A 25,894-nucleotide genomic window follows, 5' to 3' on the forward strand; every position below is an offset into this window, starting at 1 on the left:
TTCCAAATTATAAAGATGGAACGGATGGTGTCCACACTCTTTTATGTTCTACTTCTTCCGCACGACTCTCTACTTCTTCCGTTTCTAAATCAAAAATCTTTGCAAATAACGCTAGTTTTTCGCTCGCTCCCTCTTCAGCAGCTATTTCTTTTGCTACTAAAATTGGGTCTTTTAATAATTGATTAATAATACTTTTCGTATGCTTACTAATAACTTTTTTCTCACGATCACTAAGGTTTGGTATTTTTCGCTCTAGGCTTACCATCGTTTCACTTTGGATTGCAAGTGCCTTATCACGAAGAGCTGATATTAATGGAACAACACCAAGTGTACTTAACCACGTTTTAAATAGAACAATTTCCTCTTCAATCATAAATTGAATTTTCTCTGCTTCTTTCAAACGCTCAGCACGGTTTGCCTCCACTACTCCTTGCAGATCATCAATGTCATACAAGAAAGAACCTTCTAGCTCATCAATCGCTGGATCAATATCACGTGGCACTGCAATGTCAACCATAAACAAAGGACGACCAGAGCGCATTTTCTCCACCTTTGTCATCATCTCTTTCGTAATGACATACTCAGATGCACCAGTTGAACTAATTAAAATATCTGCTTCTAATAATGCACATTGTAATTCGCTTAATGATTTTGCATGTCCCATATATTTCTCAGCCATTACTTCTGCTTTCGAAAGCGTCCTATTCATAACTGTTACTTTACGAGCACCACTTCCATATAAGTTTTGCAATGCAAGTTCGCCCATTTTACCAGCACCAAGAATAAGCACGTGACAATCCGTTAACTCGCCAAATATTTTCTTTCCAAGCTCAACAGCAGCATAACTAACAGACATCGCACTTTCACCAATTGTTGTTTCTGAGTGGGCACGTTTTGCTAATGTAATGACTTGCTTAAACAATTCATTAAAAATTGTGCCTGTTGCTTTAACTTGTTGTGCTTCTAAAAAGCTATCTTTTATTTGGCCTAAAATCTGTGTTTCTCCCACTACCATAGAATCTAAACCGCACGTTACGCGGAATAAATGGTCTATTGCACCATCTTGTTCAAAAATAGTTAAATATGGTGCGACTTCTTCTATTTCAAGCTGAAACCAATCAGCTAAAAATTTCTTAATATAATACCGTCCCGTGTGTAATTGATCGACAACAGCATAAATCTCAGTGCGATTACAAGTTGATACAATGACATTCTCTAACACGCTCTTTTGATTTTGTAATGTAGTCATCGCTCGCTCTAGCTCTGCTGCCTGAAATGTGAGTTTCTCACGAAATTCTACAGGGGCTGTTCGATAATTTACACTAACAACAAGAATATGCACGCAGCATGTCCCCCTTCACCCGTTTTATCACTTTATCTACTATCATAATACAACTTTCCTCTTATGAATCTGACAATCGTGTGAACAACCGATTATTTTTTAATTATTCTCCGTATGTAATAAAGGAGATTCAGCAAACTAATAAAAAAACTTCTACTTTATAATGATTATAAATTAATAACTCTATTTGTACGTTACCAAAAAAAGTCCTCATAATCAAGTGATGGAAACTATTCCATATAAATTATAACATCATCTTTCCTATCTTCTTTCATCATGAAGGAAAATATGTATGATTGTTCCAAAATGTAGCAAACACTTTCTCAATACAATGTATTTGACATTTTATTTCTTTTTCGTTATATTGATTTTACAAAATTAAATTGTGCACAACTTAATAAGAAGGGAGTTATGTATGACAGAGGACTCTTTGCATCTAGATAACCAACTTTGTTTTTCTATTTATGCCTGTTCTAGAGAGGTTACTCGTTTTTATCGACCTTATTTAGAAGAGATGGGTATTACGTATCCCCAGTACATTACTTTACTCGTACTATGGGAGCAAGATGGACTAACAGTAAAAGAAATTGGAGAGCGTCTATTTTTAGATTCCGGTACGTTAACACCTATGTTAAAACGAATGGAATCATTAACACTTGTAAAACGTGTTCGTTCCAAAGAAGACGAGCGAAAAGTTTGTATTGAATTAACAGAACAAGGTAAAAATTTAAAGGAAAAGGCTTGTTCATTACCGACAACACTGGCTACAAACTTAGGAATTACAGAGCAAGAATATCGCTCTTTATTAATTCAACTAAATAAACTAATTGAAACAATGAAAACAATTAATGATGGAAAAGGGGAATAAATATGGATAAATTATATACTGCTTCAGTAACAGCAACAGGTGGAAGAAATGGGAAAGTAGTTTCAGATGATGGCATATTAAATCTTGATGTGAAAATGCCGAAAGCACTAGGTGGTGCAGGTGGAGAAGCAACAAATCCAGAACAACTATTTGCAGCTGGTTATGCAGCTTGTTTCGATAGTGCATTACAACTTGTCATTCGTACAAAACGTATGAAAGTAGAAAGTACAGAAGTAACCGCTCACGTTTCTATCGGAAAAGATACAGATGGTGGTTTTGGCCTATCTGCCGTGCTTGATGTACATGTCGCTGGCGTTTCACATAGCGAAGCACAAGAACTTGTAGAAGCGGCTCACGGTGTATGTCCTTACTCTAAAGCAACACGAGGTAATATTGAAGTTACATTAAACGTACGTTAACAGCTTATATAAAGAAAAAAACGCGCGACATTCGTCACGCGTTTTTTGTTTTTGTCATTTTATGAATTGCCTTCCACGCTTCTTCTTTTCCAAGTCCTGTTTCAGAAGAGAATAGAACGATTTCATCGCCAATTTCAACAGCAAGCGTTTCTTTTACAACTTTTAAATGCTTTTGCCATTTCCCTTTCGGGATTTTATCAGCTTTCGTCGCAATAATAATTGTTGGGATTTCATAATGCTTTAAGAAATCATACATCATCACGTCATCACTTGTCGGTTGGTGACGTAAATCAACTACTAATACAGCTGCGTCTAATTGCTTACGCGTTGTAAAGTACGTTTCAATCATTTTCCCCCATGCCGCGCGCTCCGATTTAGACACTTTCGCATATCCATAACCTGGAACGTCAACAAAATGCATCATCTCATTGATCAAGAAAAAGTTCAGCGTTTGCGTTTTTCCTGGTTTAGAAGAAATACGCACTAACTTTTTACGATTTAAAATTTTATTAATAAAGGAAGACTTCCCGACATTTGAACGACCTGCTAATGCAATTTCTGGTAAATCACTGTCTGGATATTGTTCTGGTTTAACAGCACTAATTACAATATCTGCTTTTGTTACTTTCATTGTTTCACTCCTACTAATGCGTGCTCCAATACTTCATCTAAATGAGATGCAAGCACAAACGTAAGGTTTTCTTTTACGCTCTCTGGAATATCATCTAAATCTTTCTCGTTTTCTGCTGGCAAAATAATTTTTGTTAAGCCTGCGCGGTGAGCACTTAATGTTTTTTCTTTTAAGCCACCAATTGGTAATACACGACCACGAAGTGTAATTTCACCTGTCATACCTACTTCTTTACTTACAGGAATACCTGTTAGTGCAGAAATAAGTGCCGTTGCCATCGTAATACCTGCTGACGGTCCATCTTTCGGAACTGCTCCTTCTGGAACATGAATATGAATATCATTTTTCTCATGGAAATTCGGATCAATCTGAAGCTCTTCTGCACGAGAACGTATATAACTAAACGCAGCTTGTGCGGATTCTTTCATAACATCCCCAAGTTTCCCTGTTAAAATTAGTTTCCCTTTTCCTGGCGCTACAGAAACTTCAATTGCAAGTGTATCGCCGCCTGCTGCTGTGTAAGCTAGACCTGTTGCCATACCAACTTGGTCTGTTTTTTCAGCTTGCCCATAACGGAATATGTGTTTACCAAGTAAATCAACAATCTTTTTCTCTGTCACAACGATACGTTTACGTTCTGCTGTAACGATAATTTTCGCTACTTTACGGCAAACTTTTGCAATTTGGCGTTCTAGCGTACGAACACCAGCCTCACGTGTATAATAACGAATAATTTCAAGAAGCGCTTCATCACGTACTTGTAAATTACCTTTTCGTAAGCCATGCTCTTTTAATTGTTTCGGCAATAAATGCTCACGAGCAATGTGTACTTTTTCAAGTTCTGTATAGCCAGCAATCGAAATGATTTCCATACGGTCAAGTAACGGACCTGGAATACTTGAAAGTGTATTAGCAGTTGCTACAAACATAACTTTCGATAGATCATATGGTTCTTCAATGTAATGATCACTGAAGTTATGGTTTTGTTCTGGATCTAATACTTCAAGTAATGCTGCTGATGGATCTCCACGGAAATCGTTAGACATTTTATCAATCTCATCTAATAAGAAGACTGGATTAACTGTTTTCGCCTTTTTCATACCTTGAATAATGCGTCCTGGCATTGCTCCAACATATGTACGGCGGTGACCACGAATTTCAGATTCATCACGCACACCACCAAGAGATACACGGACAAAGTTACGATTCAATGATGTTGCAATTGAACGCGCTAACGAAGTTTTTCCGACCCCAGGAGGGCCTACTAAACAAAGGATAGGTCCTTTTAATGAATTCGTTAACTTCTGTACAGCTAAATATTCAAGTACACGCTCTTTCACTTTTTCAAGACCGTAATGATCGTTATTTAAAATCTCTTCCGAATGAGCAAGATCAATTATATCTTCTGTTGCCTCTGTCCACGGAAGCGCTAATAACCAATCAATATAATTGCGAATAACACCACTCTCCGCAGAACTTGCTGGTAACTTTTCATAACGATCTAATTCTTTCAGCGCAGCCTTCATTGTTTCTTCAGGCATTCCTGACTGTTCAATTTTTTCACGAAGTTCTTCTACTTCTCCGCCCTTACCTTCTTTGTCGCCAAGTTCAGTTTGAATCGCCTTCATTTGCTCACGTAAGAAATATTCTTTTTGCGTGCGCTCCATTGAACGTTTCACTTGTTGCCCAATTTTCTTTTCTAGGCTAAGTAACTCTTGTTCATCTTGAATAATTGAAATAAGTGTATGTAATCGTTCTTTTACAGATACAATCTCTAGAATCTCTTGTTTCTGCTTCGTTTTAATCGGCAAGTGAGAAGCAATTAAATCAGCTAATCTCCCTGGTTCCTCTACATCAGCTACCGTTGCAAATGTTTCATTTGAAACTTTTTTCGAAACTTTAATATATTGTTCGAAATGCTCCAGTAACGTACGCATAAGAGCTTTCTCTTCTAAATCATCTTCTACTTCTTCAGTTACCGTTTTAATAGACACTTGTACTACATTTTCTTCTTCGATAAACTCTATTACTTCTGCTCTATGTAAACCTTCCACAAGGACACGAAGCGTACCGTTCGGCAATTTTAGCATTTGCTTTACTTTCGCCACTGTACCTACACTATATATGTCATCTTCTTTCGGATCATCGATATTCATTTCTTTTTGCATTGCTAAAAAGATGATATTTTCATCCATTGCCGCCTGCTCTAGTGCTTGTATCGATTTATCACGTCCTACATCAAGATGCAAAACCATCGTTGGATATACGAGAACGCCTCTTAATGGTAGGAGGGGCACGATTCTTTCGTTCGTATTCATACTAGACATAGCACCTCCATAATAAATTAAACTCCTGTTCAACTATTTTATATTACAATACACCTAGATGCAATTGCTGAGATTCCTCGCAATTGTAAATAGCTTGTTTTTCTACCTCACGAAAAGAAAAAAGACTCCGATTAAGCATACAAACTTAAACGAAGTCTGGCAAATTTTATTATTGTTTATTTTTACATAGATTGTGCATCTGTTTCGTCTACGTTAGTATGTACATCTAGCTCTCTATGCATATTTTCTTGCATAAACGTTAACTCAAATACTTCTTTTAATTTACGGACAGGAATAATTTCGATTCCCTTTATCGTATACAAAAATGGTTGCATATTTTCAGCAGGAATAATGACTTTCTTAGCTCCCGCTTTTTTCGCAGCTTTTATTTTTGCGTACACGCCACCAATAGGCTTTACTTCTCCGTGTATACTTATTTCACCTGTCATCGCTACTTCATTATTTACATATGTGCGATGCACCGCAGAATATACACCTGTTGCCATAGCGATTCCTGCAGAAGGTCCATCAATTGGGATACCACCTGGAAAATTAATATGTATATCGTATCCTTCTGGCAACACATCTAAAGAACGAAGTACTGTTAATACATTATCAACAGAGCCTTTTGCCATACTTTTACGGCGAATCGATTTCGTTTGACTACCAATACTTTCTTCTTCTACAATTCCGGTAACATTTACCGATCCTTTATCTTTCGCCGGAATTGCTGTTACTTCAATTTCTAATAACGCACCTGTATTTGGTCCGTATACAGCAAGACCATTTACAAGACCAATCCTTGGAATCGGATAAATGTGCTTTTCGTATTTCGGCGTAAGCTGACTTGAGTGAACAACCCACTCTATATCTTCATCTTTAATGAAAGAACGTTCTTCATTTATCGCCATACCAGCAGAAATTTGTACGAGATTAATCGCCTCTCGTCCATTTCTTGCATACATCCCAATCATTTCAATACCATTTTCACCTATTTGCATTTCCACTTTTTCCGCGGCGTTTTTCGCTACTTTTTGAATCTCTTCCGTATCTAATTCACGGAAAAATACTTCTAAGCAACGTGACCGAATAGCAGGAGGAATTTCCTCTGGCGAACGTGTCGTTGCTCCAACTAAGCGAAAATCTGCCGGTAAGCCTTTTTGGAAAATATCATGTATATATGTTGGGATCATCGTATTTTCTTCACTATAGTACGCACTTTCTAAAAATACTTTTCGATCTTCTAACACCTTTAACATTTTGTTCATTTGAATCGGATGGAGTTCGCCAATCTCATCAATAAACAAAATACCACCATGCGCATCTGTTACAGCACCTTTTTTCGGTTGCGGAATACCTGCTTGCCCCATCGCCCCAGCACCTTGATAAATCGGATCATGCACCGAACCAATTAAAGGGTCTGCGATACCACGTTCATCAAACCGAGCTGTCGTCGCATCAAGTTCAATAAATGTTGCATTCGTACGAAATGGAGATTTAGGATTTCGTTTCGCTTCTTCTAATACAAGACGTGCTGCCGCTGTTTTCCCAACACCTGGCGGGCCATATATGATTACATGTTGCGGATTCGGACCACAAAGAGCCGCTTTTAAGGACTTAATCCCGTCCTCTTGCCCTACAATATCTAAAAAGGTTGTAGGACGCACCTTTTCTGCTAGCGGCTCTGTTAAAGAAATCTCACGCATTTTACGAAGCTGTTCTAATTCTTTTTTCGATTCTCGATCAATTGAAACTTTTTGTGTTCGTTGATTTCGAAGTAAATGCCAGAAATATAATCCGACAATTACACCAAAAACAAGTTGAACAACTAAAAATATATTTGTCCAGCTCATTATTTATTTCCTCCCGCAATATTTTATCTCTTAGTATTTCCGCGGAGGAACGTAGCTAAACATAAAGAAAAACAGCAATTATAAAAATTGCTGTTTCCCTTTCGCATTATGCAGATGTTTTTGTATCAAGTACAGTACCGTCTTGTAACACCAATTTTGGCGGTTCATTATCAGCTACTGTTTCTTTTGTAAGAATACACTTCTCGATATCTTTACGAGATGGAAGTTCGAACATTACATCAAGCATTAAGCCTTCAATAATAGAACGAAGTCCACGAGCACCCGTTTTACGTTCAATTGCTTTTTTCGCAATTTCGATTAGTGCACCTTCTTCAAACTCTAACTCAACATCGTCAAGCTCCAATAGTTTTTGGAATTGCTTAACAAGTGCATTTTTCGGTTTCGTTAAAATATCAACAAGAGCATCTTCATCAAGTGGCTCTAGGTTCGCAATAACTGGAAGACGACCGATAAACTCTGGAATTAAACCAAATCTTAAAAGATCCTCTGGTAATACGTGAGATAAAACATGCTTCTCATTTACATCAGCATTTTTCTTCTCAGAACCAAATCCAATTACTTTCTCACCAAGGCGACGTTTAATAATCGGCTCAATGCCATCAAACGCTCCACCACAAATGAATAAGATGTTCGTTGTATCAATTTGAATAAACTCTTGGTGCGGATGCTTACGACCACCTTGAGGTGGAACGCTTGCTACAGTACCTTCTAAAATTTTCAGAAGTGCCTGCTGCACACCTTCACCAGATACATCACGTGTAATTGATGGATTTTCGGACTTACGTGCCACTTTATCAATCTCATCAATATAAATGATTCCTTTTTCCGCTTTCTCTACATCATAATCAGCCGCTTGAATTAATTTTAGTAAGATATTTTCTACATCTTCCCCAACATATCCAGCTTCTGTTAAAGATGTTGCGTCCGCGATTGCAAATGGAACATTTAGAATACGCGCTAACGTTTGTGCAAGTAATGTTTTACCACTACCTGTTGGCCCGATAAGTGCGATATTACTCTTCGCTAATTCTACATCATCAATTTTGCTGTTAGAATTAATGCGTTTGTAATGGTTATATACCGCTACCGCTAGTGCTTTTTTCGCGCTATCTTGCCCGATGACATACTCATCTAAGATTTCACGAATTTCTACCGGTTTCGGTACATCTTTGAATTCTACTTCTTCGTCCTTCGCAAGCTCCTCTTGTACAATTTCAGTACAAAGTTCGATACACTCGTCACAAATGTAAACACCTGGACCTGCCACTAACTTTCGAACTTGCGTTTGTGTTTTACCACAGAAAGAACATTTTAATTGCCCTTTTTCATCATTAAATTTAAACATATTTTCACACCCCTTACAAAGTGCTAACCTCTTGCCTTCGTATGTACACGATAAATGTATCGTATGTAAATACATATTATGTCACTACGTGGCGAGAAATACAAATAATATGACTAGTTATGTACAAATAAAAAAATTTTAAAACTTTTGAAATATGTATATTCGACTTGTAAAGGAACTTTTCCTTCTCCATCGAAAAGTTTTATAAATATATTTCTATATTTATAAAACAAGGCACGATTAAAATCGTGCCTTGTTATTTTATTATGCAGCGTTTTCTACTAAGAAGTCTACAGCTTTACGCACTTTAAGATCTTCAGCTAAAGCGTCTACGCTTCCAAGAGCTTGCTTGATAGCGTCTACTGGCATACCGTACATTTCAGCCATTTTTTCAACTTCTGCAGTTACTTCTTCTTCAGTAACTTCGATGTTTTCAGCTTCAATGATAGCTTCAAGAACAAGATTGATTCTTACACGTTTTTGTGCATCTTCTTTCATTTGCTCTTTTAATTTGTCAGCGTCAGTACCTGTGAATTGGTAGTAAAGCTCAAGGTTCATACCTTGTTGGCTTAAACGTTGCTCGAATTCACGAACCATACGATCTAACTCAGTGTTGATCATAGCTTCTGGAATTTCGATTTCAGCGTTAGCAGCAGCTAATTCTACTACTTCGTCACGTACTTTGTGCTCAGCTTCGTGCTTTTTGCCTTCTTCTAAGTTTGTGCGAAGTTTTGCTTTTAATTCATCAAGAGTTGCAACCGCTTCGTCTGCTTCTTTAGCGAACTCGTCGTTTAACTCAGGAAGTTCTTTTGTTTTGATTTCGTGAATTGTTACTTTGAATGTTGCTGGTTTGCCAGCTAATTCAGCAGCATGGTACTCTTCTGGGAATGATACTTCAACGTCTTTAGACTCACCAGATTTAAGACCGATTACTTGCTCTTCGAAACCTGGGATAAATGTACCAGAACCGATTGCTAGAGAGTAGTTTTCGCCTTTTCCGCCTTCAAATGCTTCGCCATCAACGAAACCTTCGAAGTCGATTACAGCTGTATCACCGTTTTCAACAGTTCCTTCTTCTTTAACAACTAGTTCAGCTTGACGCTCTTGTAAAGATTTTAATTCGTTCTCTACATCTTCGTCAGTTACAGTTGTTTCAACTTTTTCTACTGCTAAACCTTTGTACTCACCTAATTTAACTTCAGGTTTCACTGTAACTTTTGCAGTGAAGATAAGGTTAGCATTTTTTTCGAACTTCTCGATGTCGATTTCAGGATGATCAACTGGGAAGATACCAGCTTCTTCGATCGCTTCACCGTATGCTTTTGGTAAAATGATATCTAAAGCATCTTGGTATAAAGATTCAATACCAAAGCGTTGTTCGAATAATGGACGAGGCATTTTTCCTTTACGGAAACCTGGTACGTTAATTGTTTTTACTACTTTTTTGAACGCAGCGTCGATAGAGTTGTTTACTTCTTTAGCATCAACTTCGATTGTTAAAACGCCAACGTTACCTTCTAATTTTTCCCATTTTGTAGACATTTATTCTTTCCCTCCAACTATAATAATGTATGCACATACCTCTATAGATTAAAATCTTCATTATCTCTTTTTTGAAATAACAAATACACAAATAATCCTCTAGCAAAAGCTTTCAGATATAATGTTCCAATCTACTAATTGCCCAGAAGACAACTACGGTATATTTTGTTCGAGAATAATATGAAACATATTAAGTAAGAGAATTACACTTCTCTTCTCTTACAAACAGGCAGATTTCTGCCTTTTGCAACCCTTACATTATAACATAGAATATGCTCGTTTCAAGAACTGAACGATTCTTTTTCATAATTATACGGGCAAATATCCTTCTCTTTCAACACGTAATAACCATTGATAGGCAATATGAAACTCTTCCAATTCGATATTATATGCTGCCATAAGCTCTTCTTCATCTATAGCCAATCCGAAACGCTTTCTTCCAATTCTCTCTAAAACAGCTGACCAAATCTCTTCTTTATCCATTAATAGAGCGAATGGGAAAACGCTAATTTGCAACTCTTTCCAATATGTAACCATTGCTTCAAATATATCGGGATAATTTTGCTCTAATCGGCTTGATAATTTATGTATAATGTTATTGGATTGCTCCTCATTATGACCTGTAAATGCTGGAATCACCTTAATCGTATTTCCAAACTTTTCTACCTCTATTTCTTCTTCTACCTGACTTTCTATCATTTTATACAAAATAGAAGTTTTCAAATAGGGGTGCTGCTCTTCGTCTATTAAAAATTTCTTTAAAACAGGTAATGCAAGATCTAAGTCTTTTAACGAAAGTCGCTGAATCGCTCTTAGCTTCTGTCCAAAGTTTTCTCCAAAAATTTCATTAGTAAACTCATCCAATTCAAAATTTGAATCCACTAGCGATGCGTCTCCCTCATTTAGCATACCTTCTGCAAATAAAGCAAGCTGCGCTAATTTTTCCTTTTGATCAGGCATTATATCTTTCGTTTGTAAAACCTTTTCAACAGTTTCAATAACACCTTCATAATCATTTGTTTGAACTAAAATAGTTACGTACGTTTCAAGAATATCACCAAATAAGACAACTCCTGTTTTAAGCAACTGTTCACATTTGTCTTTCGCTTCTTCCATACGTTTTAATTCGAGTAAACAAATAACTGAAGCTAATTCCGTTTGTTCCGTTTCCGCATTATACTGACGTAATATTTCAAAGCAACGCAATGCATCTTCGAATTCCCGCTCTTTCAGCGCTAAAAAACCTTCATCAATATAGCGCTCTGATAGTTGTGGAAACAATACGACCGTATTTTCTTTTTTATCCATACGTCCGCCTCTTTTTCTTGATTTTAATTATGTTCAAAGTAAATATATCAAATGCGTAATGAGAACACAACATCCCTAAACCATTTTTTTGAAATATAAAAATATTTAATTTTTACATTCCAATACGAATAAATTTCTACTAAAAATTAAAATTGTACAAATAAAAATCCCCAGCAACAAGCACAGAGGATTCATCATTAATGGAAAGCTTTTATAATTGTGGGGTATATTACAAGGGTAATAATTTGGAGAACAATAATTGCCATAACAATCATGCTAAAATAGAAGATTGGTTTACTTCGCTTCATTAAAAACATAATAATAAGCATCGTACAAGCAAACAAACTTAAGAAGAACAAACTTGTTGTCGAACTAAGTATACCACTTGGGACAAAGAACAATAACACTACACTACAAGTACCTATAATTCCAAATAACCATTCCATTCATTCACTCATTCCCTTTCCCTCTCATGGCTGTTTTCTCTAAGCGATCAAATGTTTCACAACATCAACTACATACGTTAATTTCTCATACGCTACAAATCCAAAAGCAACCGTTAAGCCCGTTACAACTAATCCTTTCATCATTTCTGCCTCCTCGTTTTATCGTTGTTATCTTCATTATAAAAGATTAGCAATTTCTTACCATCGAACTACCTTACAGTTACCTTACAGAATTGTAAGATTCCAAAAAGAGATTGAAAAACACCTCATATCGCTTGAGGTGCTTTCACGGAATTTCTCTATAATCACTTGCAAAATTAACTTTTTCTCTTAGTTATTTTTCGGTGAATCGACTCTTAAACTAATAGATTTACTAAATAATTTAGAATCAAAATAATTATTCGTTACTTTTCTTAACTTACCTTCAGATATTTTCGTATTACAAGAAAACAACGGGTGAAAATCGTGTTAATATATTTTTGTACAATTAAGAATTTAATTTACAAGGGGGATTATATATGTTTAAAAAAATGGCCGCAGATGTATTAGGACTAAGCGATGTAGGTTCTGTCATTACGCCGAAAGACTATGATAAGGTTGATGCTGATGATTATGTGATGCATGAAGATGGGGAGAAAATTTACTTTCTAATTAAATCCAAATCAGATGAATATTGCTTCACAAACAAAGGGTTAATTCACTTAGACGGTACAAGCGCAACAAGTAAAAAACGTACACTACGCCGCTTTAGTTATAGCAAATATCAAATTAAAAACGTAGCACTTGAAACTGCAGGAACGATTGATTTAGATGTAGAAATTAAGTTTCAAATGGGCGATGAACATTACTCAATTGATGTTCATAAAAAACATATTGAAGAATTAAAAGATTTATATAAGGCTTTACTTAAAATCGAAGAAATTTCATACGACAACGATATTACATTACAATATGCACATAAAAGTTTAGATATGGCATCTAATGCCTTTAGCCGTATTTCAAACGCACAAGTAAATCTAGCAGAGCAATTTAAAGAAATGAACGAGATTGCCTTTAACTGGCTTGTTGATACGAAGAAACAATATAATGTGAAAGATTATGGTTTTGTATTTGAGAAGTTTATTAATAATTAAACAAAAAACCTTGTTATCAAAAGATAACAAGGTTTTTTTAGCGTCCTAGGAGAGATGAGAACTCCCGCTCCGGCCATTTCCGTACTATTTTATATATTTTGATCGCAGTCTTAATATATCTTCGCCCTCGCGAATGCCTGCCGATCCCTTCCTCACATTTTTTACAACAGTCCAATTCGGGTTAGTTTCATCACCGATGTTCTGTACTGTAAAATTGCCATCACCATATTTCCGATGACCTTCTGCCAATTTCTCCGTTAAATCATTCTCATTTGATCTCGCCATCTTTGCGCCATCTCCCTTTTTTATACGACCTTCTTAAACCCTCTAACCAATCACAGGTCCAGTCAATTGGAGATTCTCGTTTTCCGCTTCTATTAATTGTAACACACTGCCGGGGATAAGTTCCGATAACTGCTGCTCAATCGTACTAGAATGGTAAAGAGTTTGATAATATTGTAAATAAACAATTAAGAGAATCTGGATATGGTTTTCAATACGTGCATAAACCATTTGATGAGCCTGAACAAACAAATAATATAACTGACTAGCAAAGAGCGTTTTTAAGCGCTCTTTTTAATGCACTTTAATCTGTTGCATATACTCATTATCATATATCCCGTTATAATATTTTTAAACCTCTTGCACATACATCAATTTATAGACAAACAAAAAACCTTGTTATCAAAAGATAACAAGGTTTTTTTAGCGTCCCAGGAGAGATTCGAACTCCCGACCGTACGCTTAGAAGGCGTATGCTCTATCCGGCTGAGCTACTGGGACATGGAGCGGGTGAAGAGAATCGAACTCTCGACCAGAGCTTGGAAGGCTCTTGTTTTACCACTAAACTACACCCGCATATGTTATTTTCTTTTCTTCGTTAGCGCCGTTGCCCTATCGACAATATTTATTATATGTATAACCACACATAAAGTCAACACCTTTTTTAAAAGAGGATAAATTTTCTTATCCTCTTTTAAAAACTGCTTGTTCAACTAGTTGTCCGTCTAACGTTTCAAAACGAACTTCCATTTGATTTTCATCCATTTCTAATAAAGCAAATGTCTTTTCTACACGCTGACGTGGTAATAAAATACTGCCTGGATTAATAAATAAAACGCCCTCGATTAATTCCGCACCTAATACGTGAGAATGTCCGAAGCATGCAACTTGCGCTCCCACTTCTTCAGCATGGTACGCTAGCGTTTGTAATGTCATTTTCACATTATGGCGATGTCCATGCACTACTAAGAAGCGAATTCCATCTACATCAGTTACAATTTCATCTTGAAAGTTAGCATAATCACAGTTTCCTTTTACAACATGGAAACCTTGCAGTTCTTCATGAGCAGGCGTTAGCTCTGAATCACCGCAATGAATCATGATATCTACTTTCCCTTCATATTTCTCTTTCAACTGCTGTAATTCCTTCACAGAGCTATGACTATCGCTTACGATTAAAGCTTTCATCATTCTCTCTCCCTTATTCTCCTAAAAACCATTCCGGGATTTTTTCTTCTAACTTACGAAGAGCACGGCCACGATGGCTAATAGCATTTTTTTCATCTGAACTTAATTCCGCCATTGCTTTTTTGTATTCTTCCACATAAAAAATCGGATCGTATCCAAAGCCATTTTCTCCGCGGCGTTGTTCTAAGATAAATCCTTCACATGTCCCATTTACAATGACAGGCTTTTTATCACCTTCAGGGAAAGCAACTGCTAATGCACAATAGAAACGAGCTTTACGCTTTTCAAAGTCAACGCCATTTAATTCTTGTAACACTTTATCGATATTTGCTTGGTCATTTTTCGGTTCACCAGCAAAACGCGCTGAATACACTCCTGGTTTTCCATTTAAAGCATCTACAATAAGACCCGAATCATCCGCAATTACGATAGAATTCAACTGTCTACTCAAACTATCCGCTTTTAAGATCGCATTTTCTTCAAATGTTTCACCAGTTTCTTCGACTTCTTCAATATGAGGAAAATCGTGTAATGATTTCACTTCTAAATCAAATCGCTCAAATAACTCAGCAAACTCACGTACTTTTCCCATATTTTTTGTCGCTACAACAACTTGTTTCATACTTTCCACCTCTACTCTATATGAGATACGATGTCACCTAAAGCTTCTTTTTGTATATCAATCAGTTGGAAAATGCCTTTTTCCGCAGCATCAAGTAGTTCATTTAACTGCGCTCTACTAAACGTCGCTTCTTCTCCAGTTCCTTGTACTTCAACAAATTGACCTTTTCCAGTCATAATTACGTTCATATCAACGTCTGCTTTAGAATCTTCTGCATAGTTTAAATCTAAAACAACACCTTGCTCTTCAACAATTCCTACTGACGTTGCTGCTAAATAATCTTTTACTGGAATTTTAGATACTTTTTCTGCTTGTAATAATTTCTCGAAAGCTAATACCATCGCTACATATGCACCTGTAATAGAAGCTGTTCTCGTTCCACCATCTGCTTGGATAACATCACAGTCAATCCAAACTGTTCTCTCGCCAAGCGCTTCTAAATCAACTACCGCACGTAATGCTCGTCCAATTAGACGTTGAATTTCCATTGTACGTCCTGTTACTTTCCCTTTGCTTGACTCCCTAATTGTACGTTGTTCTGTTGCACGCGGAATCATCGCGTATTCAGCTGTTACCCATCCTTTTCCTTCTCCACGCATAAACGGTGGTACACGCTCTTCAATTGTTGCTGAGCAAATCACCTTTGTATCCCCAACTTCAATTAATACAGATCCCTCTGGATGTTTTAAATAATTCGTGTGAATATGTATATGGCGTAATTCTGTTTTCTCTCTACCATCTACTCGCATAAAAATAACCTCCTCTTAATTACTACTCGTTAGTATAGCCAAATTTAAATGTATGATATGTATACAATAAAAGAAGGAGAACCCAAAAAGCAATTCTCCTTTCTTACTTAAGTATATCAAATTATTCAAGATTAAAAACTACCTGTATTCACGTTTTCTGGACGATCTACAGGTTTTATTAACTTTCCGCCCTTTTCATCTATAAGATTTGCTTTTCCATTCACTTCAATAGAAATATTTTTCACACCTTTCTTTTCTGTTAAAGATAAAACTAACGACTTCAATACGTAATTTGAGATCATATTTTTATCTGGGTTTACAAATATATTTTCATTAAAGTTTAATGTAAGATTTCCATCTTGTAATTTCGGATTCGTAATAAGCTTAACGCCTGGATTAAAATCATTCAGGAGCGATTGATGAATCGGACCTTTTACAAGTTCATCTATAATTGCTGCATAATCATTTTCTTTTCCTTCCGCAACGCGGCGTGTGACTGGTACGTAGTATTGCTGTTTATTATTATTTTGCGCCATGAAATATAGTGTGACTGGTTTTGTATTCGTTACATCTGCTACTTGTTCATCATCGAAGTTAATACCATTTGCACGGCTCACTCCTTCACCAAGCGGTGTACCAGCAACCGGCATCTTCGCCAATTTCTCACCATTTATTTGGAACTGCACTTGTTTTATCTCTGTAAATTGCGTCAACGTCCACGCTATAGATTCAATGATTTGACGCTCTTCTTCTTTCGCATAGTTTTTCATTTCTTTAGAGAAATCAATAACTGCCGTCCCGTCCTTTTTCAAATCTAAAGTCATCGTTGTATTCGCCGGAATGACTGCACGAAACCCATTCGGTAATAAATTCGTTACCGGTCCATCTTTCACAAGGTATTCTAACGTTTGCTTCACAGTCTCATTTGCTTTCGGAGTAGGTATAGCTAACGTTTGTGGTACAACATAACCATTTTTATCAACAAGGTATAGTTCTCTATTTACCATTTGCCCTTGCTTATCTTTTTTAGCTACTTCTTTCTTCCCACCCTCTGTATACGTAACTTGTTTTGGCGGATCAATTTGTTCAGTTGCTTTCTCCTGATTTATAAAGCCACACCCTGTTAGTAAAACAGCGCTCACAGTAGCACCAACAACCCATTTAAAAGTGGATTTAGGCATGCCATTCCCCCCTAAAATCTAAGTTTGTACTATTATGTATACGAGCCGTTTCACATTTTAGAACAAGCTGTGCCTCTTATAAAGTGAAACTTTAATCAGTGGAGGGTCTAACTGCCCAGCAAATAGCAAGATAAAACAAAAAACTCCTGATTTCTCAGGAGCTCACTTATATGAATTCTACTATTATTCTTTTTCTAAATGAATATGCTTCACATTTTCAATCGGTTGACCGAACCATTTTGATGCAATTTCTTTAAACAAGCCTATTTTTCCTGTTGTTAAGAAGAGATGATCGCTTTGTTCTTCTCCTTCATTCAACATTTTACTATGATATAAGATTGTACTTACTTCACGTGCTGTTTCATCACCAGAACTAATTAGTTTTACTTTATTTCCCATTACTTTTTTAATAACAGGTCCTAAAATTGGATAGTGTGTACACCCTAATATAAGTGTATCAATATCGGTACTTTTCAGTGGTTGCAGCGTTTCTCTTACAACTTCATACGCCATTTCACTTTCGAAATTCCCACTCTCTACAAGTTCAACGAAAGGTGGACAAGCTAAACTTTCTACCATAACACGGTTATTAATAGACTTTAACGCCTCTTCGTATGCACCACTTTTCACCGTTCCAATCGTTCCAATAATCCCAACGTGATACGTGTTTGTCACTTTTAAAGCTGTACGTGATCCTGGGTGAATAACTCCTACTACTGGAATTGGTAATTGTTTTTGCATCTCTTCTAATACAACTGCAGTTGCTGTATTACACGCAATAACTAACATTTTAATATTTAAATCTAGTAAATGCTCCGTCATTTCCCACGTAAATTGACGTACTTCTTCTCGAGAACGTGGACCATAAGGACAACGTGCTGTATCTCCTAAATATATGATACGCTCTTTCGGCAACTGACGAATTAATTCCTTCGCTACTGTTAAACCGCCAACTCCTGAATCGATAACACCGATTGCTCTATTCAACTTCATCACCCGTTTTCTCATTCATCATCTTTTATGTTTATCATTATATTTTACACACTTTAAGTTCGCTCACTTCAAATGCTTCTGTATGAAAATTTTCATTTGCCCATGTATAGACTAGGACCTTTTTTATTTTGCTCCTTTTTTTCATAATTTGCAAGATAGAAAAATAACCGACCTTCTATAAGAAAGTCGGTTTCTTCTATATAAAGTGCATATTCATTGATCCATCTTTTTTTGAAAAGAAGACATTCCCATTAATAAGACGAAATGAACAGAAATTAAAATGACGATCAAAATAAAATTCAATCGATAACTATTTGTAGATTCCATAATTTTGCTCGCTACAGCTGGTCCGAATGCCATACCGAAAAAGTTAATTAAATTATATAAACCAAGGCCGACTCCAACTTTAGCTGGATTTAATGTTTTCGGAATAAATGTGTTTAATGATACTTGAATTGCCGAATAACTCATAAATGTTAAAATAACCGCAAATAAAATAAAGAGTAAGTTCCCGTCTGGAATAATCCCTAAAATTAAAAAGCCAATGATCATAACTACAGACGCTACATACATCATCCTCACATTCCCAAACGCAGGAATAATCTTTCCGGTAATAAAACTAGATACAATACCAAAGAGAGATGCAACAAACAATACAATTCCAATAACGAACGGAGACAATCCGTGCCCTCTTCCTAACAGTAATGGTAATAATAATAAACTAGCACATAACGCCACATTAATGATAAATCCGACCGCTATTAAACGCAGTAATGGTTTATTTGTAAACAACTCAATATCAATAAACGGCGACTCTGCTCTCTTCATATGAGCCTTGAATAAAAATAGGAAAGCAACAGATAACACAAAAAGCCAACTATTACTATTCACTCCTAATAAAACGGTCGTAATCAATACAAATAATAAAACTGCTCCAATGAAATCAAAGTGAAACACTTCATCGGTATGTTGCACCTCTTCTGGCATAAATTTTACGAGCAAGAAAATACCAACCATTGAAATAACCATAAATAAAAATAAATACGGCCACCCTAACGTATTTGTAATTGCCCCACCAACTAAAGGTCCAATACCAACCGCTAATGCAATAGAAGAACTAATCATTGCTAACGCACCCGGTTTTTTAGCTGGAGCAACTAATTTCGCCACCGCAATCATACTAAGCGCAATAAACGCTGCTCCTCCGCTCGCCTGCACTAACCTTGCGAAAATGATAATCTCATAAGATTGATTCAAAAACCCAACAATAGAACCCGCTACAAATATGATAATAGAAATAATTAATAGCCTTTTTACACTGTAACGATCAGCCAGTTTTCCATATATCATCGAACCGATACCGACGACTAAAGAATACCCTACTACAACCCAACTTACTTTCGATTGACTAATTGATAAATCATTGGCAATATCCTCTAGCGCTACATTAAATAACACAGCGTTCATCGGTCCTAACAAAACAATAAAACATAATGTAAAAACAAACCATTTCGAATGGTTACTTATATCTTTCCCCATGTGTAACACTCTCCTGATTGCAATTTTAAAACTGTCAAACTATAGATAAAAAAATGAAGTTATTTAAATGTTGTATCACCACTAAACAACTTCATTAAATGTATAAATGGCGCTAATTTATCGCGCGATAAAGTGAAACTTTAATCAGTGAGGTTTTTGTTCATCCCCCACTGATTATTAGCCCTCACCAATCGGGCTTTTACGGGCAGTTGATCTCCCACCTAACTTCTGTGCCTCCGCTGAATTTTGAGGTGGGGGTCTTACTGCCCGTTAATGCGGGGTAAATTGAATTCGAAACGAAACACGTATGTTGTTCGATATTCATGGAACTATCATAGTTTCAGCATTACAGTTTGTCAACGAAAAATATACAAAGTAAACTAATTCAGTCTTTTTAGTTTACTTTGTTCAAAAGTTATTATACACTAATTTCGAAGCCGATATAAGGAGGACTGGCATGATTATTCAAATTTACATTTTTTAACTTAATAAAATGAAACGCATACAGAACTTTTATATAGAAGAGACATTATAGGAGGATTATGATGAAGAGAAAAATGTTAGTTGTATTAACAAGCGTAGAAAAATACCCAAATTTAAATAGGGCTACCGGACTTTGGCTTGGTGAAGCTGTACATTTCGTAAAAAAAGTAGAAGAAGCGGGTTACGAAGTTGATTACGTCAGTCCACAAGGCGGTTATACACCAATTGATCCACATAGTTTAGCAATGGCGGAGAGTATCGATTGGGAATGGTATCAAAAGAAAGAGTTTATGAATCGCCTCGGTTCTGCAATGAAACCAAGTGAAGTGAATCCAGAAGACTACGCTGTTATTTATTACGCAGGTGGCCACGGGGTTATTTGGGACTTCCCAGAAAATAAAGAACTTCAAAATATTAGCCGCAATATTTATGAAAACGGCGGAATTGTTTCTTCGGTTTGTCATGGAGCTGCTGGTTTATTTCATATTACATTAAGCAATGGGGATCGTTTAATTAGCGGTAAGAAGGTAACAGGCTTTTCAAATGAAGAAGAAAAATTAGCTGAATTAGATCAATTCGTTCCATTTTTAACAGAAGATGAACTCATTAAAAATGGAGGACTTTACGAAAAAGCTGCACAGCCTTGGGAAGCTTATGCTCTAGAAGATAATCGTGTTATCACTGGTCAAAACCCAGCTTCAGGTGGTCTAGTAGCCGAATTAGTATTAAAACAGTTGCAAAAATAATATGTACTAAAAAAGCAGATTCTCCTCTATTAAGGGAGATCTGCTTTTTTACGAAATCATTTGCAAAATAGCAATAACTTCTTTTTCAATTTCAGAATCATCAATTGCTTCTATATACTCTGGTTTAAAAAGTTGATACTTCTTTAATTGATAAAAATCAAGTATCGCTTTCTTTAAAGTAATATCGTACTGAATACAAAAAGAATGATCTATAATACGTCGTAACATCACATCATCTTGTACCATAAATAATTGTGCATTCATTTTATTAAAATAACCTTGTTCCATACCCGCTTCAAAAAACATTTGCAAATTATGATTACGATTTTGTTGCGCAGCGACTAATTGATCTGACAAATGCGGATATGCTTCTTTCAAATCTTGCAAAAAAACATCCGAAATATATGTCACACATTTTAAAGAGTGGATAAACGTCTTTTGGAAACGTTCTGCAAAAGACATGCTTTCATCTTGATTGTCCGCATCACCTTCGAGTAGATAATTCATAAAATCCTCTACTACCGCCTCAATAATTTCATCTTTCGAAGAAAAACGTTTATATAAAGTAGCTTTACTAATATCCATATATTTCGCAATTTCATCTATTTTCAATTGGCTAAAACTCGTCTTTCTAATAACGGGCTTTATTTTATTAATATAAGTATTTGCACATGCGACTTTTCTCATTTAAAAGAGCCTCCCCTTTTGTCCATACAAAATAGTATAGCAAATTCACGAATGATTATAAATGAAGTTATTATACTCATTATGCTTTTTTAGTTTATTACATTTTCATATACTATACATAGAGAACTAGAATCCATTATCACCAACTGGACAGTTACAAACCAATTTTGAGGGGGGAATTTTAGGATAAAAATACCCACTACCTTTGTTAGTAGCGGGTACTTTTTCTATAATTTATTTACAGCCCTTTTTATAGCCTTACCTATTTCCACGCTAGACTGTGGATTTTGCCCTGTAATTAAATGCCCATCTACTACCACATGCGGCGTAAAATTAGGCGCTACATAAAACAAAGCTCCTTCTTCTTTCAACTTACTTTCTAACAAAAACGGAACGCGCTTTTCTAAATGTACAGCTTTTTCTTCATCGTTTGTATAACCTGTTATACGCTTACCGGCAACAAAAAACGAGCTATCCTTATTTTTCACACCGACTAAGGAGCTTACTCCGTGACAAACAGCCGCTACAATCCGGTTATTGTTATACATATTCTCAATCAAATTTGCTACATATGGATTGCCTGGAAAATCTACAATCGCCCCGTGCCCACCACCAAATAAAACCGCATCATAATCCGAGAAATGAACATTTGAAATCGGCCTCGTATTTTGTAATAAAGAAGCTACATGCTTGAATTCGCGAGGTATACCATTCGGAATAGACACTCTATCTATAGGTACTCTCCCGCCTTTTATTGACACAATATCAACATCAAACTTAGCCTTTTTAAATAAATGATAAGGAGCTGCGAGCTCTTCAAGCCACAAACCCGTCGGGTGTCCATTCATATCATGAGCACTTGTTGAAACTAACAGTATCCTTTTCAACATATCCCCTCCTTATTACCTATTTATGTATGGAGTGTTCTTATCATTCATATAGCAAGTGAAGCAAACAAAAAAATAGCCGACTCTTTGTATAAAGTCGGCTGCTTTCTTATAGTTCGAGCTCTCCCATACGAAGAAGCTCCACAACTGCTTGTGAACGTCCTTTAACCCCTAGCTTTTGCATTGCGTTTGAGATGTGGTTGCGAACTGTCTTTTCACTTATAAAAAGTTCACCTGCAATTTCCTTCGTTGTTTTATCTTGAACCAGTAATTCAAATACTTCTCTTTCTCTCTTTGTGAGTAAAGGTTTAGATTGATACGCTTTTTCCTTCAACTGGTATAACCCTCCTTGCTTAAGCCAGAGCTGTGTATGTGTAAGTTGGGTGTTTATTTAGTCAAGATATTGTATGAACGAAATGTGCAGGTGGTGAATGAAAATGGGCTTTATTTCCTATGTTATTTTAGACTTTTATACAGTGCGTACACTCTTTTTATCCACTTACTTTCCAACGCGCCATATTTGTTCTAGCAATATACTTACAACCGTACCTACAAATAAACCATTACCGAATATATATTGCATAACAGACGGCAAGGATTGGAGTGCTCCAGACGGTAAAAACATAACGCCGCTGCCAAATAATACTGCAACGCCTAAAATCGTTACATTCCTTTCACTCATCGGCACTTGTTTTATATTATTAAATCCAATTCCAATTAACTGTACGAACGAAGCCATTAAAACAGCCGATGCGACGGCAGATGGTAAAGATGCTAAGTAACGAATAATACTTGGAAAAAGAGACATTACGACTAGTAACGCACATGCCATTAAGAACGATCGTATATACTTTTGTTTTGTTAAACGTATAAATCCTGCCGTTGCTGGTAACGGAACGACACCTACAGTTGAAAATACAGAAGAGATGATATGTGAAATCCCCCCAACCCATGTTCCAGCTTTCAACTGTTTTTGTTCAATAGTCGCTTTATGAATAGTTGCTTGATTAATTGCTATAATAGCTGCCACCGTATTCGAAACTAAAATACATACCATAACGAAACTTGATACAGCCATACCTGTATTCCATTTTGGAAGTCCCCAAGCAAATATATGTGGAAGTTGCACAAAATGAGTTACTTGAGATGGGATTGTCACTTTTCCTGCAATGAGAAAAATAATCCACCCACTAATTAATCCTATTAAAACTGCATAACTTTTGACAAAGCCTTTTCCGAAATTAGATAGTATAATAACGAACAAAAATATACTAAACGCGATCATTGCTGTAAATCCGTCAATTTGAGAAATAGTAGCTGTAATCCCTAACATTCCTTTTAAAAATACACCACTTAATTGTAAACATAATAAAAGTAAAAACGTCCCTGTCACAAGCGGCGTAAATAAAAATAAAATACGTCCTATAAAACCAGTTACTCCTAATCCTATTAAAATAACACCGGAGATTATCATTCCTAATTCTAAAATTTGCAGTGTACTATGTAATTGATCCTGTCCGGCCGTTGCATAAGCAAGCACGGTAAATACACCAACCCAAGATCCAGCCGGCCCATCCGCAATTGGCAGTCTATGCCCAAGCCAGCCTTGTAAAAAAGAAGATATACCAACTACAAAAAACGTACGCTGCATTAAATAAAATATTTCTTCCGTCGTAAGATGAAATAATCCGCCAACGACAATTGGTAGTGCGATTGAATTTGCTAATAAAAATATAAACCATTGCAAAGTTCCCATAATATGATTTTGGTTATGTTGATTGTCCAAAATTTTCATCCCTTCTAGCTTTCCTATAAAAAATATACTGTAAGAATAAAAAAGAAGAGTTCTAGACTTACCATTAGAACCCCCCTCAAAATATTTAAACGATTCTTCTACACAAGATTATTTAATTCCACCTCATTTAAACTTCCAACAACAATATTTCCTTTATACACGACTAAACGTTTTTCTGTTTGACGCGCTACTGCTTCAGCAGCGCATGTCGCATTTGTCAAAACAAAACTCGCTTCATCCCCTACATTCGGCCATACTCGCTTCCCTTCATTATTTAACGTTTCTTTTCCTCCTGTAATAAAGCGAAGTGCTTTTCCTAAAGACCTTTCGTCACTCCACCCAAAACGCTCTGCTAATCGATTCGCCTTTTGAAGCATATCACCTGTTCCAAACGGTGACCAATGATCTGTAATACTATCATTTCCTAATGAAACCTTAACACCTTTTTTATCTAATAACGGAATTGGGATTACTTGTTTACCAATTGGTACCGTTGAAGTAATATCAATATTTACATTTGCGAGTCTTTCTGCCACTTCTTCAGCCTCTTTATCAGTAACACCACCAAGTCCAAGTGCATGACTAATTGTTACACGACCTTGCCATCCTGCTTCTTCTGTTAAACTTGCCAATCTCTTCATCGTAAATGTTCCAAGATTATTCGCATCATGCAAATGAATATCAACATCCGCATTAAATTCTACTGCGATATCCATAATTGTATGTAATGATTTTTCAATGTCATTATCCACTGTAGCTGGATCTACGCCTCCGACTAGATGAGCACCCATACGCATCGCATCTTTCACGAGTTGCACAGAATTACTGCGCAATAATCCATGTTGCGGAAACGCAACAATTCTACTAGACACTCGATTTTTATATGTTTCTAATGCCGCTAACGTCGCCTCCAAATTACCAAGCCCAATAATTGGATCAACATTACAATGCGTTCTAATATTCGTTGCACCATTTTGCAGTAGTAACTCTAGCATATTTTCCGCTCTATTTTGGGCAGTCGCTAATTGCTTTGGTAAAATTTTTTCTTCTTCATTAAAACGTGTAAAAATACTTTCTGCTGGCATACAAGCTTTCCAAGGACCACTATAATATGTCTTATCAATGTGAATATGCATCTCTTCGAAAGCGGGCAAAATTAATAAACGATTAGCATCAAGAATGAGTACCCCTTCCTCTTGAACAGTCCCTGCTATAATTTTTTTAATTCGTCCCTCTTCAATAAGTAAACTACATAACTCTGTTTCTGTTTTTGAAATTCTCCCCTCTTCATATGTATACCCCGATTCAAGCGTTACATTAGTCAACCAATATACCGTCATCTCTATTTCCCCACCCTTTATTAAAAGTACCTCTTACTATAATTTTAATATCAACTGAAAATTAAGACAATTAATATGACTGTTCCCTAAAAAAATGTCATACAACCTCATAGTCTCCTCATAGATTTCCATATAGAATAGAAGTATAGAGTTTGCTATAAAAAGGA

At 36.2% G+C, this 25,894-nt stretch carries 24 protein-coding genes and 2 tRNA genes; 4 read left to right on the forward strand and 22 right to left on the reverse strand.

Annotated elements, in window-relative coordinates:
- Positions 1-7: 7 nt before the first annotated feature.
- Positions 8-1,342: a glutamyl-tRNA reductase gene (gene hemA / locus ACW0JX_RS21765; protein WP_000547868.1), complete on the reverse strand. Its 1,335-nt coding sequence runs from the start codon at positions 1,340-1,342 to the stop codon at positions 8-10.
- A gap of 415 nt (positions 1,343-1,757) precedes the next feature.
- Here hemA and ACW0JX_RS21770 point away from each other — a divergent pair, with 415 nt between their 5' ends.
- Together ACW0JX_RS21770 and ACW0JX_RS21775 are read left to right on the forward strand one after the other, a co-directional pair.
- Positions 1,758-2,210 (forward strand): MarR family winged helix-turn-helix transcriptional regulator, encoded by a 453-nt coding sequence (locus tag ACW0JX_RS21770; protein WP_459245052.1) that lies wholly within the window; start codon positions 1,758-1,760, stop codon positions 2,208-2,210.
- 2 nt (positions 2,211-2,212) lie between these two features.
- Positions 2,213-2,629, forward strand: coding sequence for an organic hydroperoxide resistance protein (locus ACW0JX_RS21775; protein ID WP_000359774.1), 417 nt, complete (start codon positions 2,213-2,215; stop codon positions 2,627-2,629).
- 34 nt (positions 2,630-2,663) lie between these two features.
- Here the strand turns inward: ACW0JX_RS21775 and ysxC are convergent, their stop codons facing one another.
- The 7 genes from ysxC to ACW0JX_RS21810 form a co-directional block, all read right to left on the reverse strand.
- Entirely contained in the window at positions 2,664-3,260 is a 597-nt protein-coding gene (ysxC, locus tag ACW0JX_RS21780) for a ribosome biogenesis GTP-binding protein YsxC (RefSeq protein ID WP_000869118.1), read from the reverse strand.
- Positions 3,257-5,587 (reverse strand): endopeptidase La, encoded by a 2,331-nt coding sequence (gene lon, locus ACW0JX_RS21785; RefSeq protein WP_000097288.1) that lies wholly within the window; start codon positions 5,585-5,587, stop codon positions 3,257-3,259. The genes ysxC and lon overlap by 4 nt, the downstream gene beginning before the upstream one ends.
- A 182-nt stretch (positions 5,588-5,769) precedes the next feature.
- Complete coding sequence (lonB, locus tag ACW0JX_RS21790) at positions 5,770-7,440, reverse strand: ATP-dependent protease LonB (RefSeq protein ID WP_000119173.1); 1,671 nt, start codon at positions 7,438-7,440, stop codon at positions 5,770-5,772.
- Positions 7,441-7,546: 106 nt separating this feature from the next.
- On the reverse strand, positions 7,547-8,806 hold the full coding sequence (clpX, locus tag ACW0JX_RS21795; RefSeq protein ID WP_000472289.1) for an ATP-dependent protease ATP-binding subunit ClpX: 1,260 nt from the start codon (positions 8,804-8,806) through the stop codon (positions 7,547-7,549).
- A gap of 264 nt (positions 8,807-9,070) precedes the next feature.
- Entirely contained in the window at positions 9,071-10,348 is a 1,278-nt protein-coding gene (gene tig / locus ACW0JX_RS21800; RefSeq protein ID WP_000105215.1) for a trigger factor, read from the reverse strand.
- Between the two features lie 309 nt (positions 10,349-10,657).
- Positions 10,658-11,656, reverse strand: coding sequence for a hypothetical protein (locus tag ACW0JX_RS21805; RefSeq protein WP_000358255.1), 999 nt, complete (start codon positions 11,654-11,656; stop codon positions 10,658-10,660).
- A gap of 197 nt (positions 11,657-11,853) precedes the next feature.
- Complete coding sequence (locus ACW0JX_RS21810; RefSeq protein ID WP_001983650.1) at positions 11,854-12,102, reverse strand: hypothetical protein; 249 nt, start codon at positions 12,100-12,102, stop codon at positions 11,854-11,856.
- A 518-nt stretch (positions 12,103-12,620) separates the two neighbouring features.
- Between ACW0JX_RS21810 and ACW0JX_RS21815 the strand changes: the two genes are divergently transcribed.
- Positions 12,621-13,235, forward strand: a complete 615-nt coding sequence (locus tag ACW0JX_RS21815) for a PH domain-containing protein (RefSeq protein WP_000473869.1) — start codon at positions 12,621-12,623, stop codon at positions 13,233-13,235.
- Between the two features lie 84 nt (positions 13,236-13,319).
- Here ACW0JX_RS21815 and ACW0JX_RS21820 read toward each other — a convergent pair whose 3' ends face one another.
- The 9 genes from ACW0JX_RS21820 to ACW0JX_RS21860 form a co-directional block, all read right to left on the reverse strand.
- Positions 13,320-13,520 carry a hypothetical protein gene (locus ACW0JX_RS21820; RefSeq protein WP_000124460.1) on the reverse strand — a complete coding sequence of 67 codons (201 nt, stop codon included), beginning with the start codon at positions 13,518-13,520 and terminating at the stop codon, positions 13,320-13,322.
- Between the two features lie 424 nt (positions 13,521-13,944).
- A tRNA-Arg gene (locus ACW0JX_RS21825) sits at positions 13,945-14,018 on the reverse strand.
- A 1-nt stretch (position 14,019) separates the two neighbouring features.
- A tRNA-Gly gene (locus ACW0JX_RS21830) sits at positions 14,020-14,093 on the reverse strand.
- A 108-nt stretch (positions 14,094-14,201) separates the two neighbouring features.
- Complete coding sequence (locus ACW0JX_RS21835; RefSeq protein ID WP_000645488.1) at positions 14,202-14,705, reverse strand: metallophosphoesterase; 504 nt, start codon at positions 14,703-14,705, stop codon at positions 14,202-14,204.
- A gap of 13 nt (positions 14,706-14,718) precedes the next feature.
- Positions 14,719-15,327, reverse strand: a complete 609-nt coding sequence (locus tag ACW0JX_RS21840) for an XTP/dITP diphosphatase (protein WP_000815949.1) — start codon at positions 15,325-15,327, stop codon at positions 14,719-14,721.
- An 11-nt stretch (positions 15,328-15,338) separates the two neighbouring features.
- Positions 15,339-16,076 (reverse strand): ribonuclease PH, encoded by a 738-nt coding sequence (gene rph / locus ACW0JX_RS21845; RefSeq protein ID WP_001261762.1) that lies wholly within the window; start codon positions 16,074-16,076, stop codon positions 15,339-15,341.
- 131 nt (positions 16,077-16,207) lie between these two features.
- Entirely contained in the window at positions 16,208-17,257 is a 1,050-nt protein-coding gene (gene gerM, locus ACW0JX_RS21850; protein WP_001126743.1) for a spore germination protein GerM, read from the reverse strand.
- A 183-nt stretch (positions 17,258-17,440) separates the two neighbouring features.
- On the reverse strand, positions 17,441-18,250 hold the full coding sequence (racE, locus tag ACW0JX_RS21855) for a glutamate racemase (RefSeq protein WP_459245053.1): 810 nt from the start codon (positions 18,248-18,250) through the stop codon (positions 17,441-17,443).
- A gap of 213 nt (positions 18,251-18,463) precedes the next feature.
- Positions 18,464-19,789, reverse strand: a complete 1,326-nt coding sequence (locus tag ACW0JX_RS21860) for an MFS transporter (RefSeq protein WP_459245054.1) — start codon at positions 19,787-19,789, stop codon at positions 18,464-18,466.
- 545 nt (positions 19,790-20,334) lie between these two features.
- Here ACW0JX_RS21860 and ACW0JX_RS21865 point away from each other — a divergent pair.
- Positions 20,335-21,018: a type 1 glutamine amidotransferase domain-containing protein gene (locus tag ACW0JX_RS21865; protein ID WP_089171808.1), complete on the forward strand. Its 684-nt coding sequence runs from the start codon at positions 20,335-20,337 to the stop codon at positions 21,016-21,018.
- A gap of 48 nt (positions 21,019-21,066) precedes the next feature.
- On the opposite strand, the gene ACW0JX_RS21870 is transcribed toward ACW0JX_RS21865, so the two are convergent.
- The 5 genes from ACW0JX_RS21870 to ACW0JX_RS21890 all read right to left on the reverse strand — a co-directional run bounded on the left by ACW0JX_RS21870 (position 21,067) and on the right by ACW0JX_RS21890 (position 25,727).
- The gene (locus ACW0JX_RS21870) at positions 21,067-21,705 is read right to left on the reverse strand and encodes a TetR/AcrR family transcriptional regulator (protein ID WP_029443378.1); all 639 of its coding nucleotides are present in this window, start codon (positions 21,703-21,705) and stop codon (positions 21,067-21,069) included.
- Between the two features lie 227 nt (positions 21,706-21,932).
- A complete protein-coding gene (locus tag ACW0JX_RS21875; protein ID WP_016512275.1) occupies positions 21,933-22,595 on the reverse strand; it encodes a type 1 glutamine amidotransferase domain-containing protein in 663 nt (220 codons plus the stop codon).
- A 106-nt stretch (positions 22,596-22,701) separates the two neighbouring features.
- Complete coding sequence (gene gerE / locus ACW0JX_RS21880) at positions 22,702-22,926, reverse strand: spore germination transcription factor GerE (RefSeq protein ID WP_000659484.1); 225 nt, start codon at positions 22,924-22,926, stop codon at positions 22,702-22,704.
- Between the two features lie 165 nt (positions 22,927-23,091).
- Positions 23,092-24,387 (reverse strand): purine/pyrimidine permease, encoded by a 1,296-nt coding sequence (locus tag ACW0JX_RS21885; protein ID WP_078401066.1) that lies wholly within the window; start codon positions 24,385-24,387, stop codon positions 23,092-23,094.
- 98 nt (positions 24,388-24,485) lie between these two features.
- Positions 24,486-25,727 (reverse strand): amidohydrolase family protein, encoded by a 1,242-nt coding sequence (locus tag ACW0JX_RS21890; RefSeq protein ID WP_000219588.1) that lies wholly within the window; start codon positions 25,725-25,727, stop codon positions 24,486-24,488.
- Between the last annotated feature and the right edge of the window lie 167 nt (positions 25,728-25,894).

The organism is Bacillus sp. C-3-6, from assembly GCF_054509685.1.

Excerpts from the sequence above, each read along its gene's own strand:
- gerM (WP_001126743.1), bottom strand. The coding sequence starts at position 17,257 with ATGCCTAAATCCACTTTTAAATGGGTTGTTGGTGCTACTGTGAGCGCT.
- ACW0JX_RS21875 (WP_016512275.1), bottom strand. The coding sequence starts at position 22,595 with ATGTTGAAAAGGATACTGTTAGTTTCAACAAGTGCTCATGATATGAAT.
- racE (WP_459245053.1), bottom strand. The coding sequence starts at position 18,250 with ATGAAGTTGAATAGAGCAATCGGTGTTATCGATTCAGGAGTTGGCGGT.
- ACW0JX_RS21865 (WP_089171808.1), top strand. The coding sequence starts at position 20,335 with ATGAAGAGAAAAATGTTAGTTGTATTAACAAGCGTAGAAAAATACCCA.
- ACW0JX_RS21890 (WP_000219588.1), bottom strand. The coding sequence starts at position 25,727 with ATGACGGTATATTGGTTGACTAATGTAACGCTTGAATCGGGGTATACA.
- ACW0JX_RS21775 (WP_000359774.1), top strand. The coding sequence starts at position 2,213 with ATGGATAAATTATATACTGCTTCAGTAACAGCAACAGGTGGAAGAAAT.
- ACW0JX_RS21840 (WP_000815949.1), bottom strand. The coding sequence starts at position 15,327 with ATGAAACAAGTTGTTGTAGCGACAAAAAATATGGGAAAAGTACGTGAG.
- clpX (WP_000472289.1), bottom strand. The coding sequence starts at position 8,806 with ATGTTTAAATTTAATGATGAAAAAGGGCAATTAAAATGTTCTTTCTGT.
- ACW0JX_RS21870 (WP_029443378.1), bottom strand. The coding sequence starts at position 21,705 with ATGAGAAAAGTCGCATGTGCAAATACTTATATTAATAAAATAAAGCCC.
- rph (WP_001261762.1), bottom strand. The coding sequence starts at position 16,076 with ATGCGAGTAGATGGTAGAGAGAAAACAGAATTACGCCATATACATATT.
- ACW0JX_RS21820 (WP_000124460.1), bottom strand. The coding sequence starts at position 13,520 with ATGGCGAGATCAAATGAGAATGATTTAACGGAGAAATTGGCAGAAGGT.
- ACW0JX_RS21805 (WP_000358255.1), bottom strand. The coding sequence starts at position 11,656 with ATGGATAAAAAAGAAAATACGGTCGTATTGTTTCCACAACTATCAGAG.
- ACW0JX_RS21860 (WP_459245054.1), bottom strand. The coding sequence starts at position 19,789 with ATGGGGAAAGATATAAGTAACCATTCGAAATGGTTTGTTTTTACATTA.
- ACW0JX_RS21810 (WP_001983650.1), bottom strand. The coding sequence starts at position 12,102 with ATGGAATGGTTATTTGGAATTATAGGTACTTGTAGTGTAGTGTTATTG.
- ACW0JX_RS21885 (WP_078401066.1), bottom strand. The coding sequence starts at position 24,387 with ATGAAAATTTTGGACAATCAACATAACCAAAATCATATTATGGGAACT.
- tig (WP_000105215.1), bottom strand. The coding sequence starts at position 10,348 with ATGTCTACAAAATGGGAAAAATTAGAAGGTAACGTTGGCGTTTTAACA.
- lonB (WP_000119173.1), bottom strand. The coding sequence starts at position 7,440 with ATGAGCTGGACAAATATATTTTTAGTTGTTCAACTTGTTTTTGGTGTA.
- ysxC (WP_000869118.1), bottom strand. The coding sequence starts at position 3,260 with ATGAAAGTAACAAAAGCAGATATTGTAATTAGTGCTGTTAAACCAGAA.
- ACW0JX_RS21815 (WP_000473869.1), top strand. The coding sequence starts at position 12,621 with ATGTTTAAAAAAATGGCCGCAGATGTATTAGGACTAAGCGATGTAGGT.
- lon (WP_000097288.1), bottom strand. The coding sequence starts at position 5,587 with ATGTCTAGTATGAATACGAACGAAAGAATCGTGCCCCTCCTACCATTA.
- ACW0JX_RS21770 (WP_459245052.1), top strand. The coding sequence starts at position 1,758 with ATGACAGAGGACTCTTTGCATCTAGATAACCAACTTTGTTTTTCTATT.
- ACW0JX_RS21835 (WP_000645488.1), bottom strand. The coding sequence starts at position 14,705 with ATGAAAGCTTTAATCGTAAGCGATAGTCATAGCTCTGTGAAGGAATTA.